Raw genomic sequence first — 24391 nt, 5'->3', positions numbered from 1 at the left:
CGCCGGTGGACTAGCGGTGCTGGGGGACGCGGACCAGGCGCGCCGTCCGGGTGCCGCCGGAGCGCTCTCCCGCGATGAGCACCTGGTCACCGCCGGTCAGGCCCTGGAGGGACGCCTTCGCGCCGTTCTTGCGCACGTGGGTCTTGCCGTCGGCCGTCCACGTCCAGGAGACGCCGTCCTCACTGCGGACGGTCACCCCCGTCGCCGAGACGGCCGTGATCTTGCCGCGCTGCCAGGTGGCGAGGTGGAACCCGTCCTTGCCCTTGACGGTGGCCTCACCGTGGACGCCGCGCAGCGCACGCGCCCGGCGCAGCGGATGCCCCTTTCCAGGGTGGCCGTGGCCCTCGTGGGCCCTGGGCGAGGGCGCGGGCGAAGGGTCGTCGGCGAAGGCGGGGACGGAGAAGTAGAGCCCGAGCCCGAGGAGCCCGGCGGCTCCGGCCCCGGCCGCGATCGTCTTCCGGTTGTTTCCCATGCCGGACATGGAAGCGGACGCGTCTGGCAGAAGCCCACGCGGAATCCTGGGAGAACCCTGAGAATTCCCCGAACCCCGCCCGGCAACACCGACCCAGCCATGAACCGGAAGCCCGCTCCGAACCTTCACCGGACGAACCGGCGCCCGTCCACCCCAGAGCCGCCTTAGCTCACCACTACAAACCCCACCACCGAGGACGCTCCCTGAGGGCCGCGCCGCCAGGGCCAAGACGGGACAACCAGTACCGCCCCGTGTCCAGTGGGTGTCGGCTCAGGAAGAGCTGATGCCGAGACAAGTCCAACTGGTACCGGGACCGCTCCAGCGGGTGCCGATACAGGTCCAGCTGGCGCCAAGGCGGGCCTGACCCGTGCCGAGACAGCTCCATCTGGCGGCAGCACAGGTCCAACTGGTGCCGGGGAAGGTCTCACTTGAGGCGGGACTGGTCCGTCTGGTTTCCGGATGCGTCCCGCTGGTGGCAACCCGGGCCCAGCTTGTCTTGGGACCGCTCCACCTAGTGGTGATACAGGTCCAACTGGTGCCGGGGCGAGTCTGATTTGGGGCGAGACCGGTCCACCTGGTGGGGGGACGAGTTCCGCCGGGGGTGAGCCGGGTCCAGGTTGTGCCGGGGGCGCTGCGTCTGGGGGCGGTGCAGGTCCAGCTGGTGCCGGGGCGGGTTCGGGTGGAGGTGGGGGAGGGGGACGTGGTGTGGGGGGTGGGGGCTTGGGTGCTTTGGCGGACGCCCTTGGGGCCCCTTCGGGGGTGAAGGTGCCGCGCGGGCGGGTCAGCGGGAGGCACGGGCTTGGACCGTGGTGGTGTGTGCGGGGCGTCCGGCTTCGAGGCGGAAGCGGACGATGCCGGCGCGCTGGAATCTGAGGGAGGCCGTGGAATGCCAGTGCCAGTCGCAGGGCTGGACGCCGGTGTCGCGGAGGATCTGCCCGTTCTCCCTGATGATCTGCAGCCGCATCGTTCCGCCGTCCCTGTTGTTCCAGCAGATGAACCGGCCCTGGAGCCGTCCCCTGGCGATGAAGGGCTGGGACACCCATCGGTGGGCGTGGGCGTTGAAGTAGCTCGCGGAGATCTTGGCCCGCCACTTCACGCTCCACGCGGCGGGCGCGGCCTGTTCGGTGGAGGCGGGCCTGGCGGGGGACGTCGCCGGAGCGGCGGCGTGCGCCGTGGTGGAGAGGCCGGGGAATAGCGACGCGACGGTGAGCGCACCGCCTAAGGCGATCTTGTTCATGCGTGTCATGCGCATATGGTAATCAACTGATAACACAGAGTAAAGGCAAGTCGATTGCCTCGGCGGCGACACAGCAGTGTGGCCGCTGTGTCGCCTGGTGCTCTCCGGGGTCTACTCGGCGGCCAGGGTTTCGAGGACCTGGTCGCCGTACTTGGCGAGTTTGTTCTCGCCCACGCCGTTGACGCGGCCCAGTTCGGCCAGGGAGGTGGGGAGTGCGGTGGCGATCTCGCGGAGGGTCGCGTCGTGGAAGATGACGTAGGCGGGGACGCCCTGCTCCTTGGCCGTCGCGGCGCGCCAGGCGCGGAGGCGCTCGAAGAGCGGCATCGCCTCGGCGGGGAGCTCGACCTGCGCCTTGGCCGACTTGGCGGTCTTCGCGGCCTTGGCGACGGGGCGTTCGGCCTCGCGGCGCATCATCACCTTGCGCTCGCCGCGCAGCACGCCGGCGCTCTCGTCGGTCAGGACGAGCGTGCCGTGGTTGCTCTCGACCGCGATCAGGCCCTGGGCGAGGAGCTGGCGGACGACGCCGCGCCACTCGGTGTCGCGCAGTTCGGTCCCGATGCCGAAGACCTTCAGCGAGTCGTGGTCGAACTGGATGACCTTCGCGTTCTTCTTGCCGAGGAGGATGTCGACGATGTGGCCCGCGCCGAACTTCTGGCGCCGCTCGCGGTCGAGCCGGACCACGGTCGACAGGACCTTCTGGGCGGGGACGGTGGCGTCCCACGTCTCGGGCGGCGTGAGGCAGGTGTCGCAGTTTCCGCAGGGCTCGCCGGACTGGCCGAAGTAGTTCAGCAGCTGGACGCGGCGGCATTCGACCGTCTCGCAGAGGGCGAGCATGGAGTCGAGGTGCATGGCCTGGCGGCGGCGGTGCGCGGCGTCGCCCTCGCCGCCGTCGATCATCTTGCGGAGGTTGACGACGTCCTGGAGGCCGTAGGCGAGCCAGGCGGTGGACGGGAGGCCGTCGCGTCCGGCGCGGCCCGTCTCCTGGTAGTAGCCCTCGACGGACTTGGGGAGGTCGAGGTGCGCGACGAAGCGGACGTCGGGCTTGTCGATGCCCATGCCGAAGGCGATGGTCGCGACCATGACGAGGCCGTCCTCGCGGAGGAAGCGCGCCTGGTTCGCGGCGCGGATCCCGGCGTCGAGGCCGGCGTGGTAGGGCAGGGCCTCGATGCCGTTCTCGGTCAGGAACGCCGCGTGCTTCTCGACCGAGTTGCGTGACAGGCAGTAGACGATGCCCGCGTCGCCCTGGTGCTCGTTCTGGAGGAGGCGCAGCAGCTGGCGCTTGGCGTCGGTCTTCGGCTCGATCCGGTACTGGATGTTGGGACGGTCGAAGCTCGCCACGAAGTGGCGGGCCTGTTCGAGCCGGAGGCGGGAGGCGATCTCGCCGCGGGTGGCCTCGGTGGCGGTCGCGGTCAGCGCGATGCGGGGGATGTCGGGCCAGCGTTCGTGCAGGCCGGACAGCGTCAGGTAGTCGGGGCGGAAGTCGTGCCCCCACTGCGACACGCAGTGCGCCTCGTCGATCGCGAACAGGGAGACGTCGCCCCGGTCGAGCAGCTCGACGGTCGCGGCGAGCTTCAGCCGCTCGGGCGCCAGGTACAGCAGGTCGAGCTCGCCCGCCGTGAACTGGGCCTCGACCACGCGGCGCTCGTCGAAGTCCTGGGTGGAGTTGAGGAAGCCCGCGCGGACGCCCAGGGCGCGCAGCGCGTCGACCTGGTCCTGCATGAGGGCGATGAGGGGGGAGACGACGACGCCGGTGCCCTTCCGGACGAGCGCCGGGATCTGGTAGCACAGCGATTTGCCGCCGCCCGTCGGCATCAGGACGAGGGCGTCCCCGCCGGCGACCACATGCTCGATGATCTCCCGCTGGCCGTCCCGGAACGCGTCGTAGCCGAACACGCGCCGCAGGGTGTCGAGGGTCTCCGGGGTCTCAGGGGAAGTCACCGGGCCATACTATGAACCGCCGCGGACACCCGTCCCCCGAACCTTCACCTGTGGACGACGGCCTCGGCGAGCTCGGGGGTCAGCTCGTCCAGACCGCCCGCGACGTGCGCGGCCAGGGCGAGCGCGTCGGCCGCCGGCGGGTGCGCCGGACGCGGAACCGCGATCACGGCCATCCCCGCCGCGTGCGCCGACCTCAGCCCGTTGCCGGAGTCCTCGACCGCGACGCAGTTGCGCGCCGCGACCTCCATCCGCGCCGCGACGGTGAGGTAGCCGTCCGGGGCGGGCTTGCCCCTCTCGACCTCCTCGGTCGACACGGTGGCGAGGAACAGGCCGTCCACCCCGAGATGCCCGAGCGCGAGGTCGATCAGGGCGCGCGGGGACGAGCTCGCCAGCCCCAGCGGGCGGTATTCCGCCATCCGGCGGACGGCGTCCTCGGCGCCCGGCAGCAGCGGCGGCCCGTCCGCGTACCGCTGCGACATCCGGTCGACCACCTCGTAGGCGACCTCCTCGGCGGTGACGCCGTCGACGAGGTCGGCGGCGATGTAGCCGGCCCACTCCTCGGTGCTCATGCCCATGAGCCGGTCCTGGGTGTCGGGGAGCCACCGGCCGCCGCGCTCGGCGACGTAGCCGCGCCGCACCTCCTCCCACACCGGCTCGGAGTCGATCAGGACGCCGTCGAGGTCGAACACGATGGCCTGCACGGACATGGCCCCTCCACGGATCTCGTCGCGACGTCCCCTCACTACCCGCCGCGATCACGTCGGAACCCGGCGCGATCGGTTCGGACGAAAGCCTCTGACCAGGATTTATCCGGCGAAACCGACATGATCGTCTTCGGGTCTGGCATGGTGGGGGCCCTCCGTTCCCCCTCCGGAGTCACTGCAGAGGAGATCTGCCCATGGTGTTCCTCGGTTTTCTCCTGGTCGCGGCCGCCATCACGGTCGGCGCCGGTGTCGTCATCGACAACACCGGCCCGGCGGACCTCGTCGTCTTCGGCCAGGCCGTCCCGGGCCTGGAGAGCGAATGGCAGGTGTTCCTCTCCGGCGCGGGAGTGGCCCTCGTCTTCCTCAGCGGCATGGCGTTCACCTTCAAGGGCGCCGCCCGCCGCATCCGCACCCGCCGCGACCTGCGCGACCTGCGGGAGGAGCACGAGGAGTCGCTGACCACGCTGGAGATGGAGAAGCGCCGCCTGGAGCGCGAACTGGCCCGCGTGCGGCAGAGGAGCGCGCCCCGCCGGGACGCCGCCCCCCGCGAGCCCGCCGTGCAGGGCGCCCCCGTGGCGGGCCGGCGGCCCGACGCCCGCTCCCAGGCCGCCGCCACCTCCCCGTTCTTCGACCGCGCCGAGTAGGACGCCGCCGGACGGGTCATCCGCGGTGATGACGGGAGCGTCCGCCCGGATGGTCTCGCAGTGGGATGACATGGCCGTGTCCCGGCCAGCATGATGCGTGGCGTGCGAATACTTCTCAAGGTCGGCGCCACCGCGGTCGCCCTGTGGGTCGCCACGGTCCTGATCGACGGCATCACGCTCGGCGACCAGACCACCTCCCGGCGGATCCTCACGCTGGTCGCGGTCGCCGTCATCTTCGGGCTGGTCAACGCCGTCCTCAAGCCGCTCATCAAGACCCTCGGCTGCGCCTTCTACGTCGTCACGCTCGGGCTCATCGGGCTCGTCGTGAACGCGCTGCTGCTCTGGCTGACGAGCGAGCTGGCGGAGGGGCTCGACCTGCCGTTCCACGTGACCGGGTTCTGGCCGGCCTTCTGGGGCGCGATCGTCGTCGGCGTCGTCGGCTGGCTGCTCCACCTGTTCCTGCCCGACGACGACGAGGACGACTAGCCCGCCAGGCCGGGCGCGGCCGTCGCGGCGCGCTCGAACGGGCTCAGCTCCAGCCGCCCCGCCGGCGAGCCCGCGTACTCGCGGTAGCCCGGCGGGCGCGTCCCGGCCGCCCCCACGAGGATCCAGCGGCGCGCGCGGACGGCCCCGATGAGGAACTCGCCGTCGGTCACCGTCCCCGCGTCCGCGACGATCAGCGCGTCGAACTCCTCGTCGCGGACGGTCAGCCCGGCGCCCGCCGGCGTCCCGACGACGAGGTCGGCGGTGCGGAGCAGGACCTCGCTCCCCGCCGCCCGGCCGCCCTCCAGGAAGCCGGTGAGCTCCTCGATCCGGGCCATCGCGCGGCGCTGGTGCGCGGGGACGGCCTCCGGGTCGTCGGCGGGGTCGGCGCCGCAGATCTCCAGGACGCTCTCCCGCGACCGCTCCTCGGCCGCCGCCACCGTCTCCAGCTCGGCCTCCCGCGCGGCGGTCTCCGCCGCGGCCTCCTCCGTGCGGCGCGCCAGCTCGGACGCGGTCTGCGCCGCGCGCGCCGTGGCGGCCTCCGCGTCCGACCGGGCCCGCGCCGCCGCCGCCAGCGCCTCCTCGCGGGACGTCCGCGCGGCGTTCGCCCGCTCCTCGATCGCCTGCGCGACCTGGTGCGCCGCGCGCGCCCGCAGGCCCGCCTCGGTGGCCCGCTCGACCGCCTCCGACGCCCGCAGGGCCTGCTCCTGGTGCTCGGCGCCGACCTTCTCCCGCTCCGTCGCGAGCCAGGCCAGCTCGGTCCCGAGCCGCTCCTGGGCCTCCTGCGCGGCCTTCAGCCGCGCCCCGCCCTCGGACACGAACGACGCCAGCCCGCGCCGCACCCGCTCCGCGTGCTCCGCCGCCTCCTTGGCCTCCCGCGCCCGCGTCGCCGCCTCGTCCGCCTCCCGCGTCCGGGCCTTGACCTCGGCGCGCAGGCCGCGCAGCTCCGACGGCGGCGACGCCACGTGCAGCCGCTGCCCGAGCGTCATCTTGCGGCGCAGCGCCGACAGCGCCGACTCCGCCGACACCAGCCGGTAGTACGCGGCGTGGCCCTCCGCCGCGGCGTCCGCGTCGGCCGCCGCCAGCCGGTGCGCCTCCTCCGCCGCGCCGGGCAGCGCCTCCCGCGCCCGCGCCAGCTCCTCGGTGAGGGACGCCTCCGCCTGCCGCGCCCCCTGCAACTCCGACTGCGCCGTCTTGGCCCGCTCGTCGATCTGGACGCAGCGCGCGTAGGTGGCGTCGGCCGTCCGCGTCAGCGCGGCCGCCTCGGCGCCCGCCTCGTCCGCGGTCCTCTTCAGCCGGTCCGCCTCCGCCCGCGGCCCCGCCAGCTCCGCCTCGGCCTCCTCCTGGACGCCGGAGAGCCGCTCCGCCTCGGCGTCGGCGCCGGCCGCCGCCTCCTCAGCGGCGGCCGCCGCGTCCCGGGCGTCCTCGATCGCGCGGGCCAGGTCCGCCTTCTCCGCCTCCAGCTGCTCGGCCGCCCGCAGGTTCTCCGCCTGGACGGACTGGAGCGCCGCCGCGTCGCGCGGCCACTGCTCCAGCGACATCAGCCCGCGCTGAAGCATCCGCGCCTCGGTCTGCCACGACAGCCGCCAGGCCTCTCCGACCGGACGGAGCGCCGCCGACCGCACCCGCGCCTCCGGCGCCGACGGGCCCTCCTCGGGCTCCACCGGCTCCACGGCGTCCTCGGGCGGCAGCGTGGGCAGGGGCTCCGCCCTGGTCACGACGGCCTCAGGCTCCGGGAGCGCGTCGCCCACGGGCCTGAACTCGACCGTCCCGTTGGACCCCGGCTCCCGCAGCGGCGGCGGCGCTTCGGCGGGCGGCTCCTCGGCCGGCCGCTCCTCGACGGGGGGCAGCGCCTGCGTCCGCACCGACCGCGCCTCCGCCGTCTCCGGCCGCGTCTCGATCAGCAGCGAGAAGACATCGGGGTCGTCCTCCACAGCGCGCAGCAGCTCGGCGGCCCGCTCCGGAGTGGGGGCGATCAGGAGGGCCCGGCCGTCCGCCTCCGTGAGCTCCTTGACCGCGTCCCGGACGACCCGCGTCTCGTCGCCCTCGTCCGCCTGGACGAGCCGCAGCCCCTCCGCGCCTTCCAGCGTCGCGGGCGCGACGAGGAACCGGGCGAGCACGTCCCACTCCCCCGCGACCCGACCGTCCCGCAGCGCTCGGAGAGCCGCGATGTGCGGCGCCCACCCCACCGGCGGGACGTCCTCGGGCACCTCCCGCAGCCGCGCGTCGAGCCCCTCGTAGAACTCGCTCAGCGGCCCGTAGACGCTCTCGACCAGCTCACGCCAGCCCCCGTCGCCCGTCTCCGTCCCCAACGGGGGCGTCGGCTCGCCGACCTCGATCGGCACGGTCCCCAACGCCGCCCGCGGATCGATCCCCTCGCCCGCGACCGGTTCGGGGGAGGCGATGCCGCTCGCAGCGTCCTCCGACGGAACGTCCTGCGGCGCCTCCGTGCTCTCGGCGACCACCGCGTCCGTTGTTGCATGGTCCTCTGCCGGCGGTGGTGCCTCGGGAAGTTCGGGGTGCGCTTCGCCGAAGGCCGGCTCGGCGTCGACGTCATCGGGCGGCTGCTCGTCCATGACCGGCTCTGGAACGGCTGCGCCGGACGCGGGCTCGACGTCCTCTGGCAGGACGTGCCGTGCCGAGGCGCCCTCGCTGGCTTCGTCGCCGTCCGCCACCGCGCCGAGGTCGGGCAGATCGACGGCCGTCGTGTCTGCGGCCGGCACGGCACTGGCAGGCGGATCGTCTTCCACCGTCTCCGGAAGGACCACGCCGCCTGCGGGGTCCACGGCTTCCGGGGGGACGGGCTGCGTCGTTCCTGGATCGGCCTGGGCGTCCGCGAACTCGACGTCCGGCTCGGGGGCGGGTGGCGTCGGCGGGGCCTCGGCCGGCGGGAGGGGGGCGGTCTCGGTGGGGGATGGTGTGACGGCCGGGAGGGCCTGGGTGGCCTCGGCGGACGATTCCTGCTCGACCGCGCCCGGCAGGGGGACGGTCACCGTCGGCAGGTCGGAGTCCGGGACGTAGGAGGGTCCGGTGTTCTCGTCGGGTCCGTTGATTTCCGAAGGCTGGTTCACGACGCCATCCCGTCCCAGATCGATCGTCCGGGGCCTGTATGTTCCCCTTCTGCTCCGGACTAACGTCTCACAGGCAGCCGACTCAGCGGTGACCCGCCAGGGCCGCGTGATGATCTTCACCGGGCCGGGGTTCGGGGTCGGGGTGGACCACCGCGCCGGTGAGGCGGGGGAGGGCGTGCAGGAGGCTGTGCTCGGCGTCCACGGCGATCTGGTGGGCGTGGACGACGGTGGAGGCGGGGTCGACGACCACGTCGCACTCGGCGCGCAGGCTGTGGCCGATCCAGCGGAGGCGGACGTCGCCCACGGCCAGGACTCCGGGCGTGGCGCCGAGGGCGGCTTCGGCCTGGTCGACCAGGGCGGGGTCCACGGCGTCCATCAGGCGGCGCCAGACCTCGCGGGCCGTCTGCCACAGGACGGTCAGGATCGCCGCCGTGATGAGCAGGCCGACGGCCGGGTCGGCCCAGGGGGCGCCCAGGGCGACACCGGCGGCCCCGATGAGGACGGCCAAGGACGCGAAGCCGTCCGTGCGGGCGTGGAGGCCGTCGGCGACGAGCGCGGCGGAGCCGATGCGGCGGCCTACGCGGATGCGGTAGCGCGCCACGAGTTCGTTGCCCAGGAAGCCGACCAGCGCGGCGCCCGCGACGGCGGCCACGTGGTCCACAGGCTGTGGATGCGCCAGGCGGTGGACGGCGGCGTACCCGGCGGCGGCGCAGGACGCGGCGATGGTCAGGACGATGACGACGCCCGCCAGGTCCTCGGCGCGCCCGTACCCGTAGGTGTACCGGCGGGACGGCGGGCGGCGGCCGAGGAGGAACGCGACGCCCAGCGGGACGGCCGTCAGCGCGTCGGCGGCGTTGTGGAGCGTGTCGCCCAGCAGCGCCACCGAGCCGGTGAACGCGACCACGGCGGCTTGCAGCGCCGTGGTCGCGCCCAGGGCCGCCAGGGAGATCCACAGGGCGCGCATGCCCTGGGCGCTCGCCTCCATGGCCGAGTCCACCTTGTCGGCCGCCTCGTGCGAGTGCGGGCGCACCAGGTGGGCGAGGCGCCCTTTCCGCGAGTGCCCGTGCCCATGACCGTGCCCATGGCCGTAACCCTGTCCGCTCATCCTCCGATGATGGACCGGAAAACCCGTTGCAGCACCTCGACACCTGCGGCGTTGTCGCAGGTACGCGGCCTGCGTCAGTGCGGGTTGGTGGCCAGAAGCTCCGCCAGGAGGTCGTCCAGGGTGACGATTCCGGCGAACTCCTCGCGGTCGTCGTTGACCACGGCGAGCTGGGCACGGCCGCGGCGCATGCGGCTGACCGCGTCCAGCACGGTCGTCCTCGCCGTGAGGACGGGGGCGGGGTGCGCCAGCTCGCCCGCGCGGCGCTCGTCGCCCGGCTCGATGATGGCGGCCCGGACGTGGACGATCCCCGTCATCGCGCCGTTCAGGTCGCGGACCAGCAGGCGGCTGTGGCCGCTGGCCGTGGCGGTCCGGCGGATCTGCGCGGCGGTCGCGTCCGCGTCGATCGTGGTGACCGACGTGGCGGGCACGACGAGGTGCCCGACCGTGGCCTCCCGCGCGGAGATCGCCCGGTGCAGCAGCTCGTGGTCGCGGCGGCCGATGAGGCCGAGGCGGCGGGACTCGCCGACCAGGTGGCTCAGCCGCGCCGGGTCGGTGTGGCTGTCCAGCTCGTCCTTCGGCGTGACGCGGATGAGCCGCAGCAGCGCGTTGGTCACCGCGTTCAGCGCCGACAGGATCGGGCGGGACACCTTCGCGAACGCGCGGAACGGCAGGGCGAGGATCATCGCCGACCGCTCCGGGTGCGCGATCGCCCACGACTTCGGGGCCATCTCGCCGACGACCATGTGCAGGAACGTCACGACGGCGAGCGCGCAGCCGAGCGCGATCGCCTTGGAGCCCGCCTCGGGGACGCCGAGCGCGTGCAGCGGCGGTTCGAGGAAGTGCTCGAACGCGGGCTCGGTGACGATGGCGAGGCCGAGCGAGCACATCGTGATGCCGAACTGCGCGCCGGCGAGCATCAGCGACAGCTCGCGGACGCCCGCGAGGGCGGCCACGGCGGGGCGGCTGCCCTTCGCGGCGGCGCGTTCGAGCTGCGGGCGGTTGGCCGCGACCAGCGCGAACTCGGCGGCGACGAAGAAGCCGTTGCCGAGCAGCAGCGCGACGGTGACCAGCAGCGAGGTCAGCGGGTCCACGCGACCTCCTCCTCGCCGGACGGGACGTCCGCGGGGCGCGCCGCGCGGATCAGGATCTTCTCGGCGACCCGGCGGGCCACGCTCACGACCTCCAGCTCGACGGCGCCGCCGTCCAGTGCGACGGTGAGGCGGTCGCCGGGGCTCGGCAGCCGGCGCAGCTCCGCCATGACCAGCCCGCCGAGGGTGTCGTAGGCGTCGCCCTCGGGCAGGTCGAGGCCGGTGAGGCGGCCGACCTCGTCGATGCGCATGCCGGCGTCGACCACCCAGGACCCGTCCGGCCCGGACGTCGGGGCGTCCTCGGGGCCGTCGGTCTCGTCGGCGATCTCCCCGACGAGCTCCTCGGCGACGTCCTCGAAGGTGAGGATCCCGGCGAGCCCGCCGTACTCGTCCACGACGCAGGCGAACTCCTCGCCGGAGTCGCGCATGTGCTCGATGACGCCGTACAGCGGCTGGCTGCCGGGCACCAGCAGCGCGGGCCGGGCGACGGACCCGACCGGCGTGGACGGGTCGAGCGCGTCGTCGGCGACCTCGCGGACGCCCGCGACGCCGACCACGTCGTCGACCTCCTGCCCGTAGACGGGGTACGCGCTGTGGCCGGTCTCGCGGATCAGCGCGACCAGGTCGGCGAGGGGCGCGGTCGACGGCAGCGCGCGGACGTGCGGGCGCGGCACCATGACCTCGTCGGCCGTGAGGTCGCCGAACGACAGGGCGCGGTCGAGCAGGCCGGACAGGTCGGCGGGCAGGTGCCCGGCGCTGTGCGACTTGCCGATGATGTCGCCGAGCTCCTCCAGCGTCGCGCCGCTGTGCAGCTCCTCGACGGGCTCGACGCCCACGGCGCGCAGCAGCCGCTCCGCCGCGCGGTCGAACAGCCGGATGAGCGGCCCCGCGACCGTCAGGTAGACGAGCGTGGAGGCGGCCAGCACGCGGGCCAGCTGCTCGGCGCGGGCCAGGGCGAGGTTCTTCGGGAACAGCTCGCCGAGGAGCATCTGGATGAGCGTCGCCAGGACGAAGCCGGTGGCGAGGGCGATCGCGCCCGTGGCCCCCTCGGGGATTCCCACCAGGCCCAGCAGCGGCTCGATCAGCTCGGCGAGGGCCGGTTTGGCGATGAAGCCGACGACCAGGGTCGTCATCGTGATGCCGAGCTGCGCGCCCGACAGCATGAACGAGACCCGGCCGATGACCTTGAGGGCCCTGCGGGCGGAGGTGTCGCCGCGTTCGGCGGCCTGCTCCAGGGTCGCGCGGTCGGCGGCGACGTAGGCGAACTCCTGGGCGACGAAGTACCCGGTGGCGGCGGTGAGGACGATCACCGCGAGAACGCCCAGTGCGGCGGTCAGCATGGGGCACCGGGTCTATGACTGGGGTCCGACACCGCGGACTCACCACTCCTCTCGTTAAATGACGTATCTGTCGTAACGTCACCAGGAACAACGAGGTTCCCCCTGCACAGGGTACGGGCACGTGAGGATCGGCGGAGAGCGGCGGTCTCGCGACGCGGACCTGACCCGACGGAAAGCGCCTTGTCTCGGTTAGTGTCACGGATCACACTTGTATGAGAGCGTACGTCCGATAGTGGACCGGTCCGTGCTCCCAGACCGGCTCTGCGGGCATGCTCAGGGGGGACCGGAGAAGACGATCGCGGGGCAGACGTTGGACCAGAGCGGGGCAGGGGCCGCCGCGCCCATGAGCCGTGAAGGCGTCGACCATGCCCTGCGCACGCTGCGGGACGAGCGCGACCGCATCGCCTCGAACCTCCTCGAACTGGAGCGCCACGACGGCGGCCGCCTGCTCAAGGGCGCCCGGCTCACCGGCGAGACGTGGCGGCGCTGGGACGCGGCGCAGGCCCGGCTGGCGACGCTGTGGCGGCTGTTCGACGCCTACCAGCGCGTCCTGGACGCGGCCGGTGAGCTGCGCGAACGGTCGCCGCGGCCGGACCCGGCCACGCTGACGGAGCTGTCCGGCCTGCTGGCGGGCCCGTCGGTCGAGCTGCCCGACGGGCAGATCCCGCTGGAGCACCGGACGCTGCTCGGCCCGCAGGAGCGCCGCATCACGCTGGACGAGGCCGTCGCGATGATGTCGGACGCCTACGAGTTCGTCGCGGGCGAGATCGCCGCCGCCGACGCCGCCTGGTCGGCGCTGCTCCAGCCGCTGGAGGACGCCGAGGAGAGCTGGCGCAGGACGGCCCGGCTGGCGCACTCGCTGGACGGCACCCGGCATCCCGAGCTGGACCGGGTCGGCCGCGAGCTGACCGCGCTCGGCCGGCTCGTCCGCACCGACCCGCTGTCGCTGGTCAGGGACGGCCGCGCCGACACCGCGCGGCTGGACCGCGTCTGCGCCATACTGACCTCGCTCGGCGACGAGCTCGCCGGCGTCGCCAGGATGCGCGAGGACTACGGGGAGCTCGTGGCGCGGGTCGCGGCCCGCGTCGAGGAGGTCGAGGACACGGAGCGGCAGGCCCACGACGCCCACGCGAGCGCCCTCGACAAGATCCACTCCCCGAACCTCCCGGATCCCGCGCGGGGCCTCGGCGCCGCGCTGCGGGACCGGCTCGCCGCCCTCGAACGGCTGCGCGAGGCCGGACGCTGGGTGGAGATGGCGGGGCGCTTCGCCGAACTGGAGCACGCCGCCGAGGAGGCGCTGGAACGGGCGCGCGGTGACCTGCGTCTCAGCGCCGGGCTGCTCGACCGGCGGGGCGAGCTCCGGGGACGCCTGGAGGCGTACCGGGCGAAGGCGGCGCGGCTCGGCCTCGCCGAGGACGAGCGGCTCACCGTGCTGTACGGGGAGGCGCGCGAGGTGCTGTGGACGGCGCCCTGCGATCTGCGCAGGGCGACCGCGGTGCTGGCGGAGTACCAGCGAGCGATCAGGGCGTGCGAGAGCGAGACGGGGACCCGGCGATGAACCGATGCACCCAGCCCGGCTGCACGGGCGAGGTGGAGGCGGACGGATTCTGCGACGTCTGCGGCATGGCTCCCGCCGCCGCGCCGCCCGCGGCGAACTCGTCACCGCAGCAGACGCCTCAGCAGGCGCCCCCGGCGCCCCAGCCGCCGCCCCAGTCCGCGCCTCAGTCGGCGCCCCAATCCGCGCCCCAGTCGGCGTCCCGTCCCGCTGCGGCGTTCAACCCGGCGCACACCGGTCCGGCGCCCATCGGCCCGTCGCCCGCCGGTCCGCCGCAGCCCGCGCGGACGGCGGCGCCGGTGCGGCCCGCCGCGCCCGCGATGCCCGGCTATCCGGGCGCGTACGGTCGCCCTCCCGGCTCGGCTCCGGCCGCCCCCGGCCCGGCGCCGGTGACGACCCCGGCGACGCCCGCGCCGCCCGCGGGCATGCCGCCCGGCTCGTCCGGCCAGAGCGGGCGCAGCGGCCAGGGGGCGTCGTACGGCAGCGCGCCGACGAGCGGGTCGGGCAGCGTCGGGTCCGGGCGGACGGCCTCGCGCGGCGGCACCCGGGGGACGGGCTCCAGCGGCTCGGCCAGGCGCGGCATGCTCGGCGCCGGGCTCGTCGAGGTGCCGCCCGTGCCGGCCCGCGACCCCGCCTCGGCGATCATGGAGAATCCGGAGGTGCCGGAGAACCGGCGCTTCTGCAGCAAGTGCGACGAGAAGGTCGGGCGCAGCCGGGGCGGGCGCCCGGGGCGCACCGAGGGCTTCTGCCGCAACTGCGGGCACCCCTTCTCGTTCACCCCGAAGCTGCGGCCCGGCGAGATGATCGGCGGGCAGTACGAGGTGCTCGGCTGCCTCGCGCACGGCGGGCTCGGCTGGGTGTACCTGGCCCGCGACCACAACGTCAGCGAGCGGTGGGTCGTCCTCAAGGGCCTGCTCGACACCGGCGACGCCGACTCGCTGGCCGCCGCCACCGCCGAGCGCGCGTTCCTCGCCGAGGTCGAGCACCCCAACATCGTCAAGATCTACAACTTCGTGCGGCACGGCGACTCCGGCTACATCGTGATGGAGTACGTCGGGGGCCGCTCGCTGAAGGACATCCTGCTCAGCGCCCGCAAGGCGCAGGGCGACCAGGCGTCGCTGCCGCTCGGCCAGGTCATCGCCTACGGCCTGGAGGTGCTGAGCGCGCTCGGCTACCTGCACGGCGTCGGGCTGCTGTACTGCGACTTCAAGCCCGACAACGCCATCCAGTCCGAGGAGCAGCTCAAGCTGATCGACCTCGGCGGCGTCCGGCGGGCCTTCGACGCGGACAGCCCGATCTTCGGCACGCCCGGCTACCAGGCCCCCGAGATCGGCTCGCAGGGCCCCTCGGTCAGCTCCGACCTCTACACCGTCGGCCGGACGCTGGCCGTGCTGAGCTTCCCGTTCCGCGGCTACACCGGGCGGCACCTGCGCAGCCTGCCGCCGCGCGAGGAGGTGCCGCTCTTCCAGCGGCACGAGTCCTACCACCGGCTGCTGCGCCGCGCCACGCACCCCGACCCGGCCCGCCGGTTCCAGAGCGCCGCCGAGATGGCCGAGCAGCTCACCGGCGTCCTGCGGGAGGTCCTGTCGGCCGAGGACGGGCGCCCGCGCCCCGCGCCGTCGCCCCTGTTCGGGCCCGAGCAGCAGACGGCCGGAACCGAGATCGTCGGCGGCCTGGACGGCGCCCGGGGGAGCGGCGGGGCCCCGCCGATCCTGGCGCCGGTGGAGCCGGCCGCCGCCGCGGCCGCGCTGCCCGTCCCGCTGGTGTACGCCTCCGACCCGGCCGCGGCGTTCCTCGCCGGGCTCACCGCCCGCGACCCCGCCGACCTGGCCGCGGCGCTGGCGTCCGCGCCGGTCGCGTCCCGCGAGGTGCGGCTCGCGCTGGTGCGCGTCCGCATCGAGCTGGGCGACCTCGACGGCGCCGCGCACCTGCTGGAGGACATCGCCGCCGAGGCCCCGGACGACTGGCGCGTCGACTGGTACCGGGGCGCGCGCGCCCTCGCCGGCGGGCGCGGCACCGAGGCCGTCGCGGTGTTCAACGACCTGTACGACCTCGCGCCGGGCGAGCAGGCGCCCAAGCTGGCGCTGGCGTTCTGCCACGAGACGCTGGGCGAGACGGCCGCCGCCGGCTACTACTACGAGACGGTCTGGCGCACCGATCCCACCCACGTCAGCGCCGCGTTCGGGCTGGCGCGCACGCGGCTCGCGGCGGGCGACCGCGCGTCCGCCGAACGCGTCCTCGACTCGGTCCCCCGCATCTCCAGCCACTACCTCGCCGCGCAGCTCGCCGCCGTCGCGACCGCCGTGCGGGGGCGCGGCCCCACCGAGCTGGACGCGCCCGCGCTCGTCGAGGCGGGACGGCGGCTGTCGTCGCTGCGCCTCGACACCGAGCGGTCGGCCGCGTTCGCCGCCGAGGTGCTGGAGGCGGCGCTGGCCTGGGTCCGCGCCGACCGCGGCTCGGCGCCGCCCGGGGTGCGGCAGCAGATCCTCGGCACCGCCCTGGACGAGCAGGCCCTCCGCAAGAGGCTGGAGGAGGTCTACCGCGTGCTCGCCAAGCTCGCCGACGGGGCCGAGCACCGCCACGCGATGGTCAAACGGGCCAACGCCGTCCGTCCGAGGACGCTCTTCTGACCATGAACGCGGACCAGCACACCCCCGTCGCGCTCTGCCGTACCTGCGGCGAACCCGTCAACGAACGCGACCGCTTCTGCGAGGAGTGCGGGCGCCCCGACCCGACCACGCCCAGGACGCCGCCGCTCGGCACCGCACTTCCGGGCGGCGCGGCGAACCCGGCTTCGCGGGGCGTCCCGCTGGCGCCCGGCCCCGTGCCGCGCCAGGCCCGCTCGCCGGAGCGGCCGTCAGGCCCGCCCCCGCCTCCGGGTGAGGGCGGCGGTGCCGGGGGCGCCTGCGTGGACTGCGGAGGCGGGGCCGTCGGGGCCGACGGGTACTGCGAGCAGTGCGGGCTGCGGCAGCCGAGCGGGCGGGAGCACGTCGAGGCCGAGGCCGGGCGGTTCGGGGCGGCGGTGAGCGACCTCGGGCTGCGGCGCAGCCGCAACGAGGACGCGTTCGCGCTGGCGGCGCTGCCCGCGGGCGTGTGCGCGGTGGTCTGCGACGGGGTCGCGACGGCGCCCGGGTCGGAGGAGGCGTCGCGGCTGGCCGCCGAGGCGGCGCTGGCCGTCCTGACGGACCGCGTCACCGCCGGCATGGACCCCCGGGGCGCGATGCGCGACGCGGTGGCGCGGGCGGGCGAGGCCGTGGCGGCGCTCCCCGGCGACCCCGACGCCTCCCCCGCGTGCACGTTCGTGTCGGCCGTCGTGGACGCGGGCGGCATCACCGTCGGATGGGTCGGCGACAGCCGCGCCTACTGGCTGTCCCCGGCGGGCTCGTGCCGGCTCACCACGGACGACTCGTGGGCCTCGTCCATGATCGAGCAGGGCGCGATGAGCGCCGAGGACGCGTGGGCCGACCGGCGGGCGCACGTGCTGACCGCCTGGCTGGGGGCCGACGCGGGCCCGCTCGACCCGCACGTGGCGGCGTTCCGGCCGACGGGTCCGGGGCTGGTGGTGCTGTGCAGCGACGGGCTGTGGAACGACCTGCCGGAGCCGTCCGACCTCGCCGCCGTGGCCCTCACCGGCCGGGACGGGCCGCTGGACGCGGCGCGGCGGCTGGTGCGGGCGGCGCTGGACGCGGGCGGGCACGACAACGTGACGGTGGCGGTCCTTCGCTACCCGCCGCCAGGACCGAGCAGGGAGCGGGCCAGATGAGCGAATTTCCGGAGTTCACCGTGCGGGTGGACCAGAACCCCTACCTCCCGGCCGGCGGACGGGAGATGCACGCGATCGTCTCGGTGGAGGCGCGCTCGTCCGGCGGCCCGGCCCCGGTGGCGGACGGCGGCCGCGCCCCCGCCGCGGAGATCATCATGATCGACACCTCCGGGTCGATGTCGTACCGGGGGAAGATGGCCGCGGCGAAGCGGGCGGCGCGGGCGGCGGTGAACGTGCTGCGCGACGGCGTGCACTTCGCGGTGGTCGCGGGAGCGAACCGGCCGCGGATGGTGTACCCGCAGGGGGAGCGGCTCGTCCGGGCGGACGCGGCGTCCCGGCGCGCCGCGGTGGACGCGGTGGGGCGGCTGGAGGCGGCCGGCGGGACGGCGATCGGGTCGTGGCTGCGGCTCGCCGACCGGCTGTTCACCGGGCACGACGCCGTCGCGGAGGGCGCCGTCAAGCACGCGATCCTGCTCACCGACGGCAAGAACCAGCACGAGTCCGAGGAGGAGCTGGACGCGGCGCTGCGCGTGTGCGCCGGCCACTTCCTGTGCGACGCGCGGGGCGTCGGCACCGACTGGAACGTCGCCGAGCTCCGCAAGATCACCTCGGTGCTGCTGGGCGGGTTCCTCGACGTCCCCGACCCGGCCGACCTGGAGGCCGACTTCCTGGCGATGACGCGGGCCGCGATGGGCAAGCAGGTCGCGGACGTGACGCTGCGCGTGTGGACGCCGCAGCAGGCGCGGCTGCGGTTCATCAAGCAGATGGTCCCCGCCGTGGAGGACCTCACCGGCCGGCGGGCCGAGTCGGGCCCGCAGACCGGCGACTACCCGCTCGGCGCGTGGGGCGCCGAGAACCGCGAGTACCACCTGTGCGTGGAGGTGCAGCCCGGCGACGTGGGGCGGCAGATGCGGGCCGCGTGGGTGAAGCTCGTCGCGGGCGACCAGGTCCTCGCGTCCGGCAACGTCATCGCCGAGTGGACCGACGACGAGGCCAGGTCGACGCGCATCAACGGCCGCGTCGCGCACCACACCGGCCAGTCCGAGCTCGCCGAGGCGATCCAGCAGGGCCTGGAGGCGCGGCGGGAGGGCGACGAGGACACCGCGACCGCCCGGCTCGGACGCGCCGTGGTGCTGGCGCGCGAGGTCGGCAACCAGCAGATCTCCGGCCTGCTCGACAAGGTCGTGGACGTGGTCGACCCGGCGCGCGGCACCGTGCGGCTGAAGCGGGACGTGGCGAAGGCGGACGAGATGTCGCTCGACACCCGCTCCGTCCGGACCGTGCGGACGCGGCACGGCGACGAGGCAGGGGGCTGAGGCCCATGCCGGTCTGTCCGAGCGGGCACGCGTCCCAGTCCACCGACTACTGCGACGTCTGCGGTGACCTCATGGAGGGCGCGCGGCGCGCCGAGTTCGCCGAGCCGGAGCCCGAGTCCGCGCCCGGGGCCGCGCCGGGACCCGCCCCGGGACCCGCCCCGGCCGCCGAGCCCGCGGAGGAGCCGGCCTGCCCGCGCTGCGGGACGCCGCGTTCCGGCCGCTTCTGCGAGGAGGACGGGTACGACTTCGAGACCGGCACCGTCTACACCGTCGAGTTCACCCCGGCGGGCTCCGCGCGCGCGGTGCCGCTGGTGCCGCAGCAGCGGGAGGGCAGCGTGCCCGTCGTCCCGCGCCCGGCCCCGGCGCCCGGCCCGCACGCGCTGGTCATCGCCGACCGCGCCTACTTCGACTCGGTGGTCGCGGAGATGGGGCCGGACGGCGGAGGGCTCGCGTTCCCGCCGTACTGCCCCGAGCGCCGCGTCCCGCTGGCCGGCCCGCAGATCCGGATCGGGCGGCGCAGCGCCTCCCGCGCGCTGCTGCCCGAGATCGACCTCAGCGCACCGCCCGAGGACCCGGGCGTCTCGCATCTGCACGCCGTCCTGCTCGCGCGGCCGGACGGCGCCTGGCACCTGATCGACCCCGGTTCGACGAACGGCACCACGGTGAACGGCGGAACGGAGCCGATCCCGGTGAACGTGCCCGTTCCGGTCGGCGACGGCGACCGCATCCACGTGGGCGCCTGGACGACCATCACGCTGTCCCTGCAGGAGGGCACGTCATGACGATGAGTCCGGCACCCCCGGCGGCTCCCGCTCCGCGTCCGCCCGCGCCGCCCGCGCCGCCTTCGGACAGGAAGCCCGCCGACCCCGGGCGCGGCGGCCGCCTGAGGACGTTCGTGCGCGGCCGGTGGCTCAAGACGATCCCGGGCCGCATCCGGGCGCACGTCGTGCTCTGCGTGGCCGCGCTCGTGGCGCTGCTGGCCGTCCTCACCGTGGCCGTCGGCAACGCGCGCGACTCCGTCGAGACGATCGGGCACGACGCCGGTCCGCAGGTCGTCGCGACCGGCACCCTGTACTTCGCGCTCAGCGACATGGACGCGCAGGTCTCCAGCATCCTGCTGATCGGCCGCGAGCACGGCCTCGGCATCGGCTACGACGAGACCCTGCGGGTGTACGAGAAGCGCCGCGGGGAGGCCGACGCGGCGGCGGTGCAGGCCGCGCAGCTCGCCGGGCGCGACCCCGCGCTGCGGCGCACCGTCCAGGAGGTGCTGGACGGCCTCGGCAAGTACGAGCGGCTCGTCGGCCAGGCCATGCAGCTCGACGCGCAGTCGAACCACGCGCCCGGCGAGACGCCGGCGCAGGTCCTGGACGCCTACCGGCAGGCCACCGACCTGATGAAGCTGCAGCTGCTGCCGAAGGCGTACAACATCACGCTCGACACCGGCGCGAACGTCCGGCAGTCGTACGAGACGAAGCGGTCGGCGGTGCTGACCGGGCGCACCTGGGTCGCCCTCACCGGACTGATCGCGCTGCTGCTGCTGGTCGCGACGCAGCTGTACCTGGTGCGGACGTTCCGGCGGGTGCTGAACCCGGCGCTGGTGCTGGCGACGCTCGGGACCGTCGTCCTCACCGCGGTCGGGGCGGGCCTGCTCACCGCCCACGCGGGGCACATCAGGACCGCCAAGGAGGACGGCTTCGACTCGATCCTCCAGCTGTCGCGGGCCCGGGCGATCAGCCACAGCGCCTTCGGGGACGAGAGCCGCTACCTCCTCGACCCCGGCCGGGCCGACACCTACGAGCAGACCTACCTCGACAAGTCGCTGTCGGTGATCTACCCCGACCTCGGCGACAGGCCGGTGAACCTGGAGAACTACTACGCGGGCCTGGAGGAGAAGGCCGGCGCGTACCGGCCCGGCCAGACCTCCCCGTTCCTCGGCTTCTTCGGGGACGAGGCGCGGACGGTGGACAGGGGCCGCGAGGGCGACGCGCTGGCCAGGACGCTCACCGCGTACCGGACCGTCCAGCGCAACGACGCGCGGATGCGGCAGCTGGCGTCGGCGGGGAACCGGGCGGGCGCGGTCGACCTGCGGATGGGCCGCACGTCCAACGCGATCCGCGACTTCGACGCCTACGACGCGGCGCTGAGCTCGCTGACCGCCGTCCACCAGGACGCCTTCGACAAGGCCATCCGGGACGCCGACGGCGGGCTGCGCGGCTGGAACGCGGTGCCGCCCGTGGCGGCCGCCGTCATCGCCGCGCTGATCATCGCGGGGGTCCGTCCCCGGCTGGCCGAGTTCCGCTGACCGAGTTCGCCTGATCAAGGAGATCAAGCCATGCGCGCGACCCGTGCCATCGCCGCCCCGGGGGCCGTCCTCGCCGCGGCGGCGCTGCTGTCGGCCTGCGGCCTCGGCGCCGAGAAGGAGCAGTCCATCGTGGACAAGGGCTCTCTCGTCATCGGCGTGAAGGAGGACCAGCCCGCCCTCGGCGTGAAGCGCCCGGACGGCACGTACGAGGGCTTCGACGTCGACGTCGCGACCTACGTCGCGGGCAAGCTGGGCGTCCCGAAGAGCCGGCTGACGTTCAAGACGACGAACTCTTCCGTCCGTGAGGACGCGCTCGCCAAGGGCGACGTCGACATGGTGGTCGCGACGTACTCGATCACGGCGAAGCGGAAGACGAAGGTCACCTTCGGCGGGCCGTACTACGTCGCCCACCAGGACACCTTCGTCCGCGCCGACGCCGCGGCGATCAGGGACGTGCGCGACCTCAAGGGCAAGCGGATCTGCGAGGTGAAGGGGTCCAACTCCTGGCGCCGCGTGATCGAGGAGCGCAAGGTGGCCGCGCGCCCGGTCACGGTGGACACCTACGGCGCCTGCATGGACGCGCTCGCCGGCGGCCGGCTCGACGCGGTGTCGACCGACGACCTGATCCTCGCCGGGTTCGCCTCCGGCCGCCCCGGACGGATGATCAACGCGCCGTTCACCGACGAGAAGTACGGCGTCGGCCTGAAGAAGGGCGACCTCAGGGGCTGCGAGGAGGTCAACCGGGCGATCACGGACATGTACCAGGACGGCACCGCGCAGCGGCTGCTGAACAGGTGGTTCGGCGGGTCGGGGCTCAAGCTGACGACCAGCGTGCCGCAGTTCGAGGGCTGTACCTGACCCCGCCGGCCGGGCCTACGGGGTGGTGGACGGGAAGGCGACGATGGCCTCCCGCAGCGTCTCGTGGATCGGGATGAACTTGTCGATCCCGGTGATGCGGAAGACCCGCTGGACGCGCGGCGGCAGCGCCACCAGCGCGAGGTGCGTGCCGTGCTCGCCGGCGCGGCGGTTCGCGGCGACGATGGCGTTCAGGCCGGTGGAGTCGCAGAACGTGACCTCGCGCATGTCGACGACCATCGGCTCGCCCGACTCGACGACCTCGAAGAGCGCCTCCTCGAAGCGCGCGCGGGACACCACGTCGATGTCGCCCTTGACGCGGACGAGCGTGCAGCGGTCGTCCCGCATCAGGCTGATGTCGAAGTCCATCGTCACCTCACGCCCCACTCCGGTGGTGGTCCCCGGCCATCTCAGGTGACTCCTCAGGATCGCGCACGCGTGCCCGCATTCCAAGTAGTTCCCGGGTTAAGGACCAGGTCGCCCGCCCGGCTCCCGGACCGTAACGAGGGCCCGGACGCCCGTCTGCTCCCCGGTCCCGACTGTACCTGACGATGCGCCCGGGGCATCCGGGTGCCTCCCGGGAGATCCGGTAAACGGGGTAATAACTTACCGAAGAGAAACTTACTTGGCGGTAAGGAATGGCCGCGAATCTCGTCCACCCGGCGTTTGACCAGGCCTTGGACCATTTATGGCCCTCTCCGGGGCGGGAAAGGAGGATGCTGACCGGGGCCCGGATCGGTGCAGAGGTTACAGTGGCTGTGGCGAAATTCGGGAGGCTGGGTGTTCTACACGTTCATGACGCGCGTGGTGCGTCCGATCCTCTGGCTGCTTTTCCGTCCGCGGGTCGTGGGCGGCGAGAACGTGCCGAGCTACGGGCCGCTCATCGTGGCGAGCAACCACCTGTCGTTCATCGACAGCTTCATCATCCCGCTGGCGGTCCCGCGCCCGGTCACCTACATCGCCAAGGCGGCCTACTTCGAGGGCGGCGGCCTCAAGAACCGCTTCGTCCGCTGGTTCCTCACCAACCTCGGCCACGTCCCGGTGCGGCGCGGCGCCCGGCGGGCCGCCATGGGCGCCCTGGAGCAGGCCGCCGAGGTGCTCGACAACGCCGGCGCGTTCGCGATCTACCCCGAGGGCACCCGCTCCCCGGACGGGCGCCTCTACCGCGGCCGGACGGGCATCGGCTGGCTCGCGCTGGAGTCCGGCGCCCGCGTCCTGCCGGTCGCGCTGGAGGGCACCGAGAAGATCCAGCCGATCGGGGCGGCGTTCCCGCGCGTGTTCGGCCCGCGCCCCACCGTGCGGATCGGCCCGCCGATGGACTTCTCCCACTACAGGGACCTGCCGCCCGCCAAGGCCCGCCGCGCCATCACCGACGAGATCGTCGAGACGATCCAGAAGATGTCCGGCCAGGAGTACGCCGCGGAGTACAACGAGCGGGCCGAAAAGGGCTGACCCGCGTGTCGTCGGGGGCGGTGCGCCCCTTTCGCGCCGTAGTGTCGCCGCCATGGCGCACAGGCTCCTCCCCGTCACGCTGCTGCTGTCGACGGCCGTCGCGGCCACCGCGTGCGGCGGCGATGCCGAGCGCGCCACCCAGGTGCGCGGCACCGCCCGCGCCGAGGTGGCGGGCATCGGCTACACCTCCGCGCAGCTCGCGCAGGCGCTGCTCCAGCAGCCGTCCGGCTACCGGCGCGCGGGCGAGCCCGACTGGGGCGAGTACGGCTCGCTGAAGGCCATCCAGAACGCCTCCAGGCTCCAGCGGGAGGCCGTCCTCGACAAGCCCTCCTGCGGGAAGTCCCGTCCGGGCGGCGACGTGGCCGGCGGCGTGCCCGCGGCGCTCGTCTCGTTCGCCGGCGAGCGCGGCCTGACCGCGACCGAGACCCTCATGAGCATGCCCGCCGCCGACGCGGAGAAGCAGGTCAACGCCCGTGTCCCTCCCGGCTGCCTGAGGTTCCGCACCAGGGTCGGCTCCGCCTGGGCCGCGCACAGGGTGGCCGAGGCGCCGAAGGGGGAGATCGGCGAGGGCTCGCGCACCGTCGGCGTCGCCACCGTCGGCGTCGCCACCGTCGGCGGGGGCGCGAGCACCCGCACGTGGTACGTCGTGTTCCGGGGCCGCCGCTTCCTCGCCACGATCACGGTCTTCGGGCCCGGCGCCACGCGGGCCGACGCCGAACGCCTCGCGGGCGAGGCGCTGGCCCAGGCCGACCGGGTCCTGTCCTGAGCCCCGCGGCTCGCCGTCCCCGCGGCGCAGCGGATAGCGTTCGCCTTACGCGGCGCGGAGAACGGCTCCGGGCGCACCGGGCCAGGGGGTTTCCTTGATCGGTAAGGAGGGCCGGGTGACCGGCCGGATCGGGCCCGGGCTGGTCGGCGAGGTCATGATCGCGGTTCGCGGCGGCTCGGAGGCGTTCTACGCCCATCCCGTCGACCCGCGCGACGAGATCGGCGTCGGCTCGATCGTCGTCGTGGTCGAGTACCACCCGCCGCGGACGGTGTACGTGGCGCCCGCGCTGGCCCGCTGAGG

General features: G+C 74.3%; 22 protein-coding genes. 12 read left to right on the top strand and 10 right to left on the bottom strand.

Translation table 11 applies throughout. From position 1 onward, the window contains the following. Positions 1-10: 10 nt before the first annotated feature. From AB0C87_RS03925 to AB0C87_RS03910, 4 genes are all read right to left on the bottom strand, one after another. On the bottom strand, positions 11-472 hold the full coding sequence (locus AB0C87_RS03925; RefSeq protein ID WP_360576417.1) for a hypothetical protein: 462 nt from the start codon (positions 470-472) through the stop codon (positions 11-13). 781 nt (positions 473-1253) lie between these two features. Further along, positions 1254-1718, bottom strand: a complete 465-nt coding sequence (locus tag AB0C87_RS03920) for a hypothetical protein (protein WP_353831573.1) — start codon at positions 1716-1718, stop codon at positions 1254-1256. A gap of 102 nt (positions 1719-1820) precedes the next feature. Beyond that, positions 1821-3647, bottom strand: coding sequence for a DNA helicase RecQ (gene recQ / locus AB0C87_RS03915; RefSeq protein ID WP_345171442.1), 1827 nt, complete (start codon positions 3645-3647; stop codon positions 1821-1823). 44 nt (positions 3648-3691) lie between these two features. Then, a complete protein-coding gene (locus AB0C87_RS03910; RefSeq protein ID WP_360576415.1) occupies positions 3692-4354 on the bottom strand; it encodes an HAD family phosphatase in 663 nt (220 codons plus the stop codon). Between the two features lie 191 nt (positions 4355-4545). On the opposite strand from AB0C87_RS03910, the gene AB0C87_RS03905 reads away from it, so the two are divergent. After that, positions 4546-4995, top strand: coding sequence for a hypothetical protein (locus tag AB0C87_RS03905; RefSeq protein WP_360576413.1), 450 nt, complete (start codon positions 4546-4548; stop codon positions 4993-4995). Positions 4996-5097: 102 nt separating this feature from the next. Beyond that, entirely contained in the window at positions 5098-5481 is a 384-nt protein-coding gene (locus AB0C87_RS03900) for a phage holin family protein (protein ID WP_345171437.1), read from the top strand. Here AB0C87_RS03900 and AB0C87_RS03895 read toward each other — a convergent pair. From AB0C87_RS03895 to AB0C87_RS03880, 4 genes are all read right to left on the bottom strand, one after another. Further along, on the bottom strand, positions 5478-8549 hold the full coding sequence (locus AB0C87_RS03895) for a hypothetical protein (RefSeq protein WP_360576411.1): 3072 nt from the start codon (positions 8547-8549) through the stop codon (positions 5478-5480). The two genes, AB0C87_RS03900 and AB0C87_RS03895, sit on opposite strands and share 4 nt — an antisense overlap. 82 nt (positions 8550-8631) lie before the next feature. Continuing rightward, complete coding sequence (locus tag AB0C87_RS03890; protein ID WP_360576409.1) at positions 8632-9654, bottom strand: cation diffusion facilitator family transporter; 1023 nt, start codon at positions 9652-9654, stop codon at positions 8632-8634. Between the two features lie 74 nt (positions 9655-9728). Beyond that, entirely contained in the window at positions 9729-10745 is a 1017-nt protein-coding gene (locus tag AB0C87_RS03885; protein ID WP_345171431.1) for a hemolysin family protein, read from the bottom strand. Then, positions 10733-12082: a CNNM domain-containing protein gene (locus tag AB0C87_RS03880; protein WP_353835733.1), complete on the bottom strand. Its 1350-nt coding sequence runs from the start codon at positions 12080-12082 to the stop codon at positions 10733-10735. Before AB0C87_RS03880 ends, AB0C87_RS03885 begins: the two co-directional genes overlap by 13 nt. 343 nt (positions 12083-12425) lie before the next feature. Between AB0C87_RS03880 and AB0C87_RS03875 the strand changes: the two genes are divergently transcribed. Further along, on the top strand, positions 12426-13640 hold the full coding sequence (locus AB0C87_RS03875) for a hypothetical protein (RefSeq protein WP_360576407.1): 1215 nt from the start codon (positions 12426-12428) through the stop codon (positions 13638-13640). Between the two features lie 325 nt (positions 13641-13965). On the opposite strand, the gene AB0C87_RS03870 is transcribed toward AB0C87_RS03875, so the two are convergent. Next, positions 13966-14283 carry a hypothetical protein gene (locus AB0C87_RS03870; protein WP_360576677.1) on the bottom strand — a complete coding sequence of 106 codons (318 nt, stop codon included), beginning with the start codon at positions 14281-14283 and terminating at the stop codon, positions 13966-13968. On the opposite strand from AB0C87_RS03870, the gene AB0C87_RS03865 reads away from it, so the two are divergent. Genes AB0C87_RS03865 through AB0C87_RS03840 form a run of 6 tightly spaced genes read left to right on the top strand, consistent with a single transcriptional unit; the run spans position 14219 to position 21876 of the window. Continuing rightward, the gene (locus tag AB0C87_RS03865) at positions 14219-16267 is read left to right on the top strand and encodes a tetratricopeptide repeat protein (RefSeq protein ID WP_353835947.1); all 2049 of its coding nucleotides are present in this window, start codon (positions 14219-14221) and stop codon (positions 16265-16267) included. The two genes, AB0C87_RS03870 and AB0C87_RS03865, sit on opposite strands and share 65 nt — an antisense overlap. A gap of 2 nt (positions 16268-16269) precedes the next feature. After that, entirely contained in the window at positions 16270-17400 is a 1131-nt protein-coding gene (locus tag AB0C87_RS03860) for a PP2C family serine/threonine-protein phosphatase (protein WP_360576405.1), read from the top strand. Then, positions 17397-18716, top strand: coding sequence for a VWA domain-containing protein (locus AB0C87_RS03855; protein ID WP_345171424.1), 1320 nt, complete (start codon positions 17397-17399; stop codon positions 18714-18716). Before AB0C87_RS03860 ends, AB0C87_RS03855 begins: the two co-directional genes overlap by 4 nt. Before the next feature lie 5 nt (positions 18717-18721). Continuing rightward, positions 18722-19498 carry an FHA domain-containing protein gene (locus tag AB0C87_RS03850; protein WP_360576403.1) on the top strand — a complete coding sequence of 259 codons (777 nt, stop codon included), beginning with the start codon at positions 18722-18724 and terminating at the stop codon, positions 19496-19498. Next, positions 19495-21018 (top strand): hypothetical protein, encoded by a 1524-nt coding sequence (locus tag AB0C87_RS03845; RefSeq protein ID WP_353831912.1) that lies wholly within the window; start codon positions 19495-19497, stop codon positions 21016-21018. Before AB0C87_RS03850 ends, AB0C87_RS03845 begins: the two co-directional genes overlap by 4 nt. A gap of 30 nt (positions 21019-21048) precedes the next feature. After that, positions 21049-21876 carry a glutamate ABC transporter substrate-binding protein gene (locus AB0C87_RS03840; RefSeq protein WP_345171418.1) on the top strand — a complete coding sequence of 276 codons (828 nt, stop codon included), beginning with the start codon at positions 21049-21051 and terminating at the stop codon, positions 21874-21876. A 15-nt stretch (positions 21877-21891) separates the two neighbouring features. Here AB0C87_RS03840 and AB0C87_RS03835 read toward each other — a convergent pair whose 3' ends face one another. Then, positions 21892-22242: an STAS domain-containing protein gene (locus tag AB0C87_RS03835; RefSeq protein ID WP_345171416.1), complete on the bottom strand. Its 351-nt coding sequence runs from the start codon at positions 22240-22242 to the stop codon at positions 21892-21894. A 411-nt stretch (positions 22243-22653) separates the two neighbouring features. Here AB0C87_RS03835 and AB0C87_RS03830 point away from each other — a divergent pair, with 411 nt between their 5' ends. From AB0C87_RS03830 to AB0C87_RS03820, 3 genes are all read left to right on the top strand, one after another. Further along, positions 22654-23325, top strand: coding sequence for a lysophospholipid acyltransferase family protein (locus AB0C87_RS03830; RefSeq protein ID WP_345171414.1), 672 nt, complete (start codon positions 22654-22656; stop codon positions 23323-23325). 52 nt (positions 23326-23377) lie between these two features. Beyond that, a complete protein-coding gene (locus AB0C87_RS03825) occupies positions 23378-24091 on the top strand; it encodes a hypothetical protein (RefSeq protein ID WP_360576400.1) in 714 nt (237 codons plus the stop codon). Between the two features lie 115 nt (positions 24092-24206). Beyond that, positions 24207-24389 carry a hypothetical protein gene (locus AB0C87_RS03820; protein WP_345171410.1) on the top strand — a complete coding sequence of 61 codons (183 nt, stop codon included), beginning with the start codon at positions 24207-24209 and terminating at the stop codon, positions 24387-24389. Positions 24390-24391: the final 2 nt, after the last annotated feature.

This window comes from Actinomadura sp. NPDC048021 (assembly GCF_040653135.1).
GTDB classification, from domain to species: Bacteria; Actinomycetota; Actinomycetes; order Streptosporangiales; family Streptosporangiaceae; genus Spirillospora; species Spirillospora verrucosospora.
The sequence above is the reverse complement of the archived record's forward strand: the minus strand, read 5'-3'. Positions and strand labels throughout refer to the sequence as shown.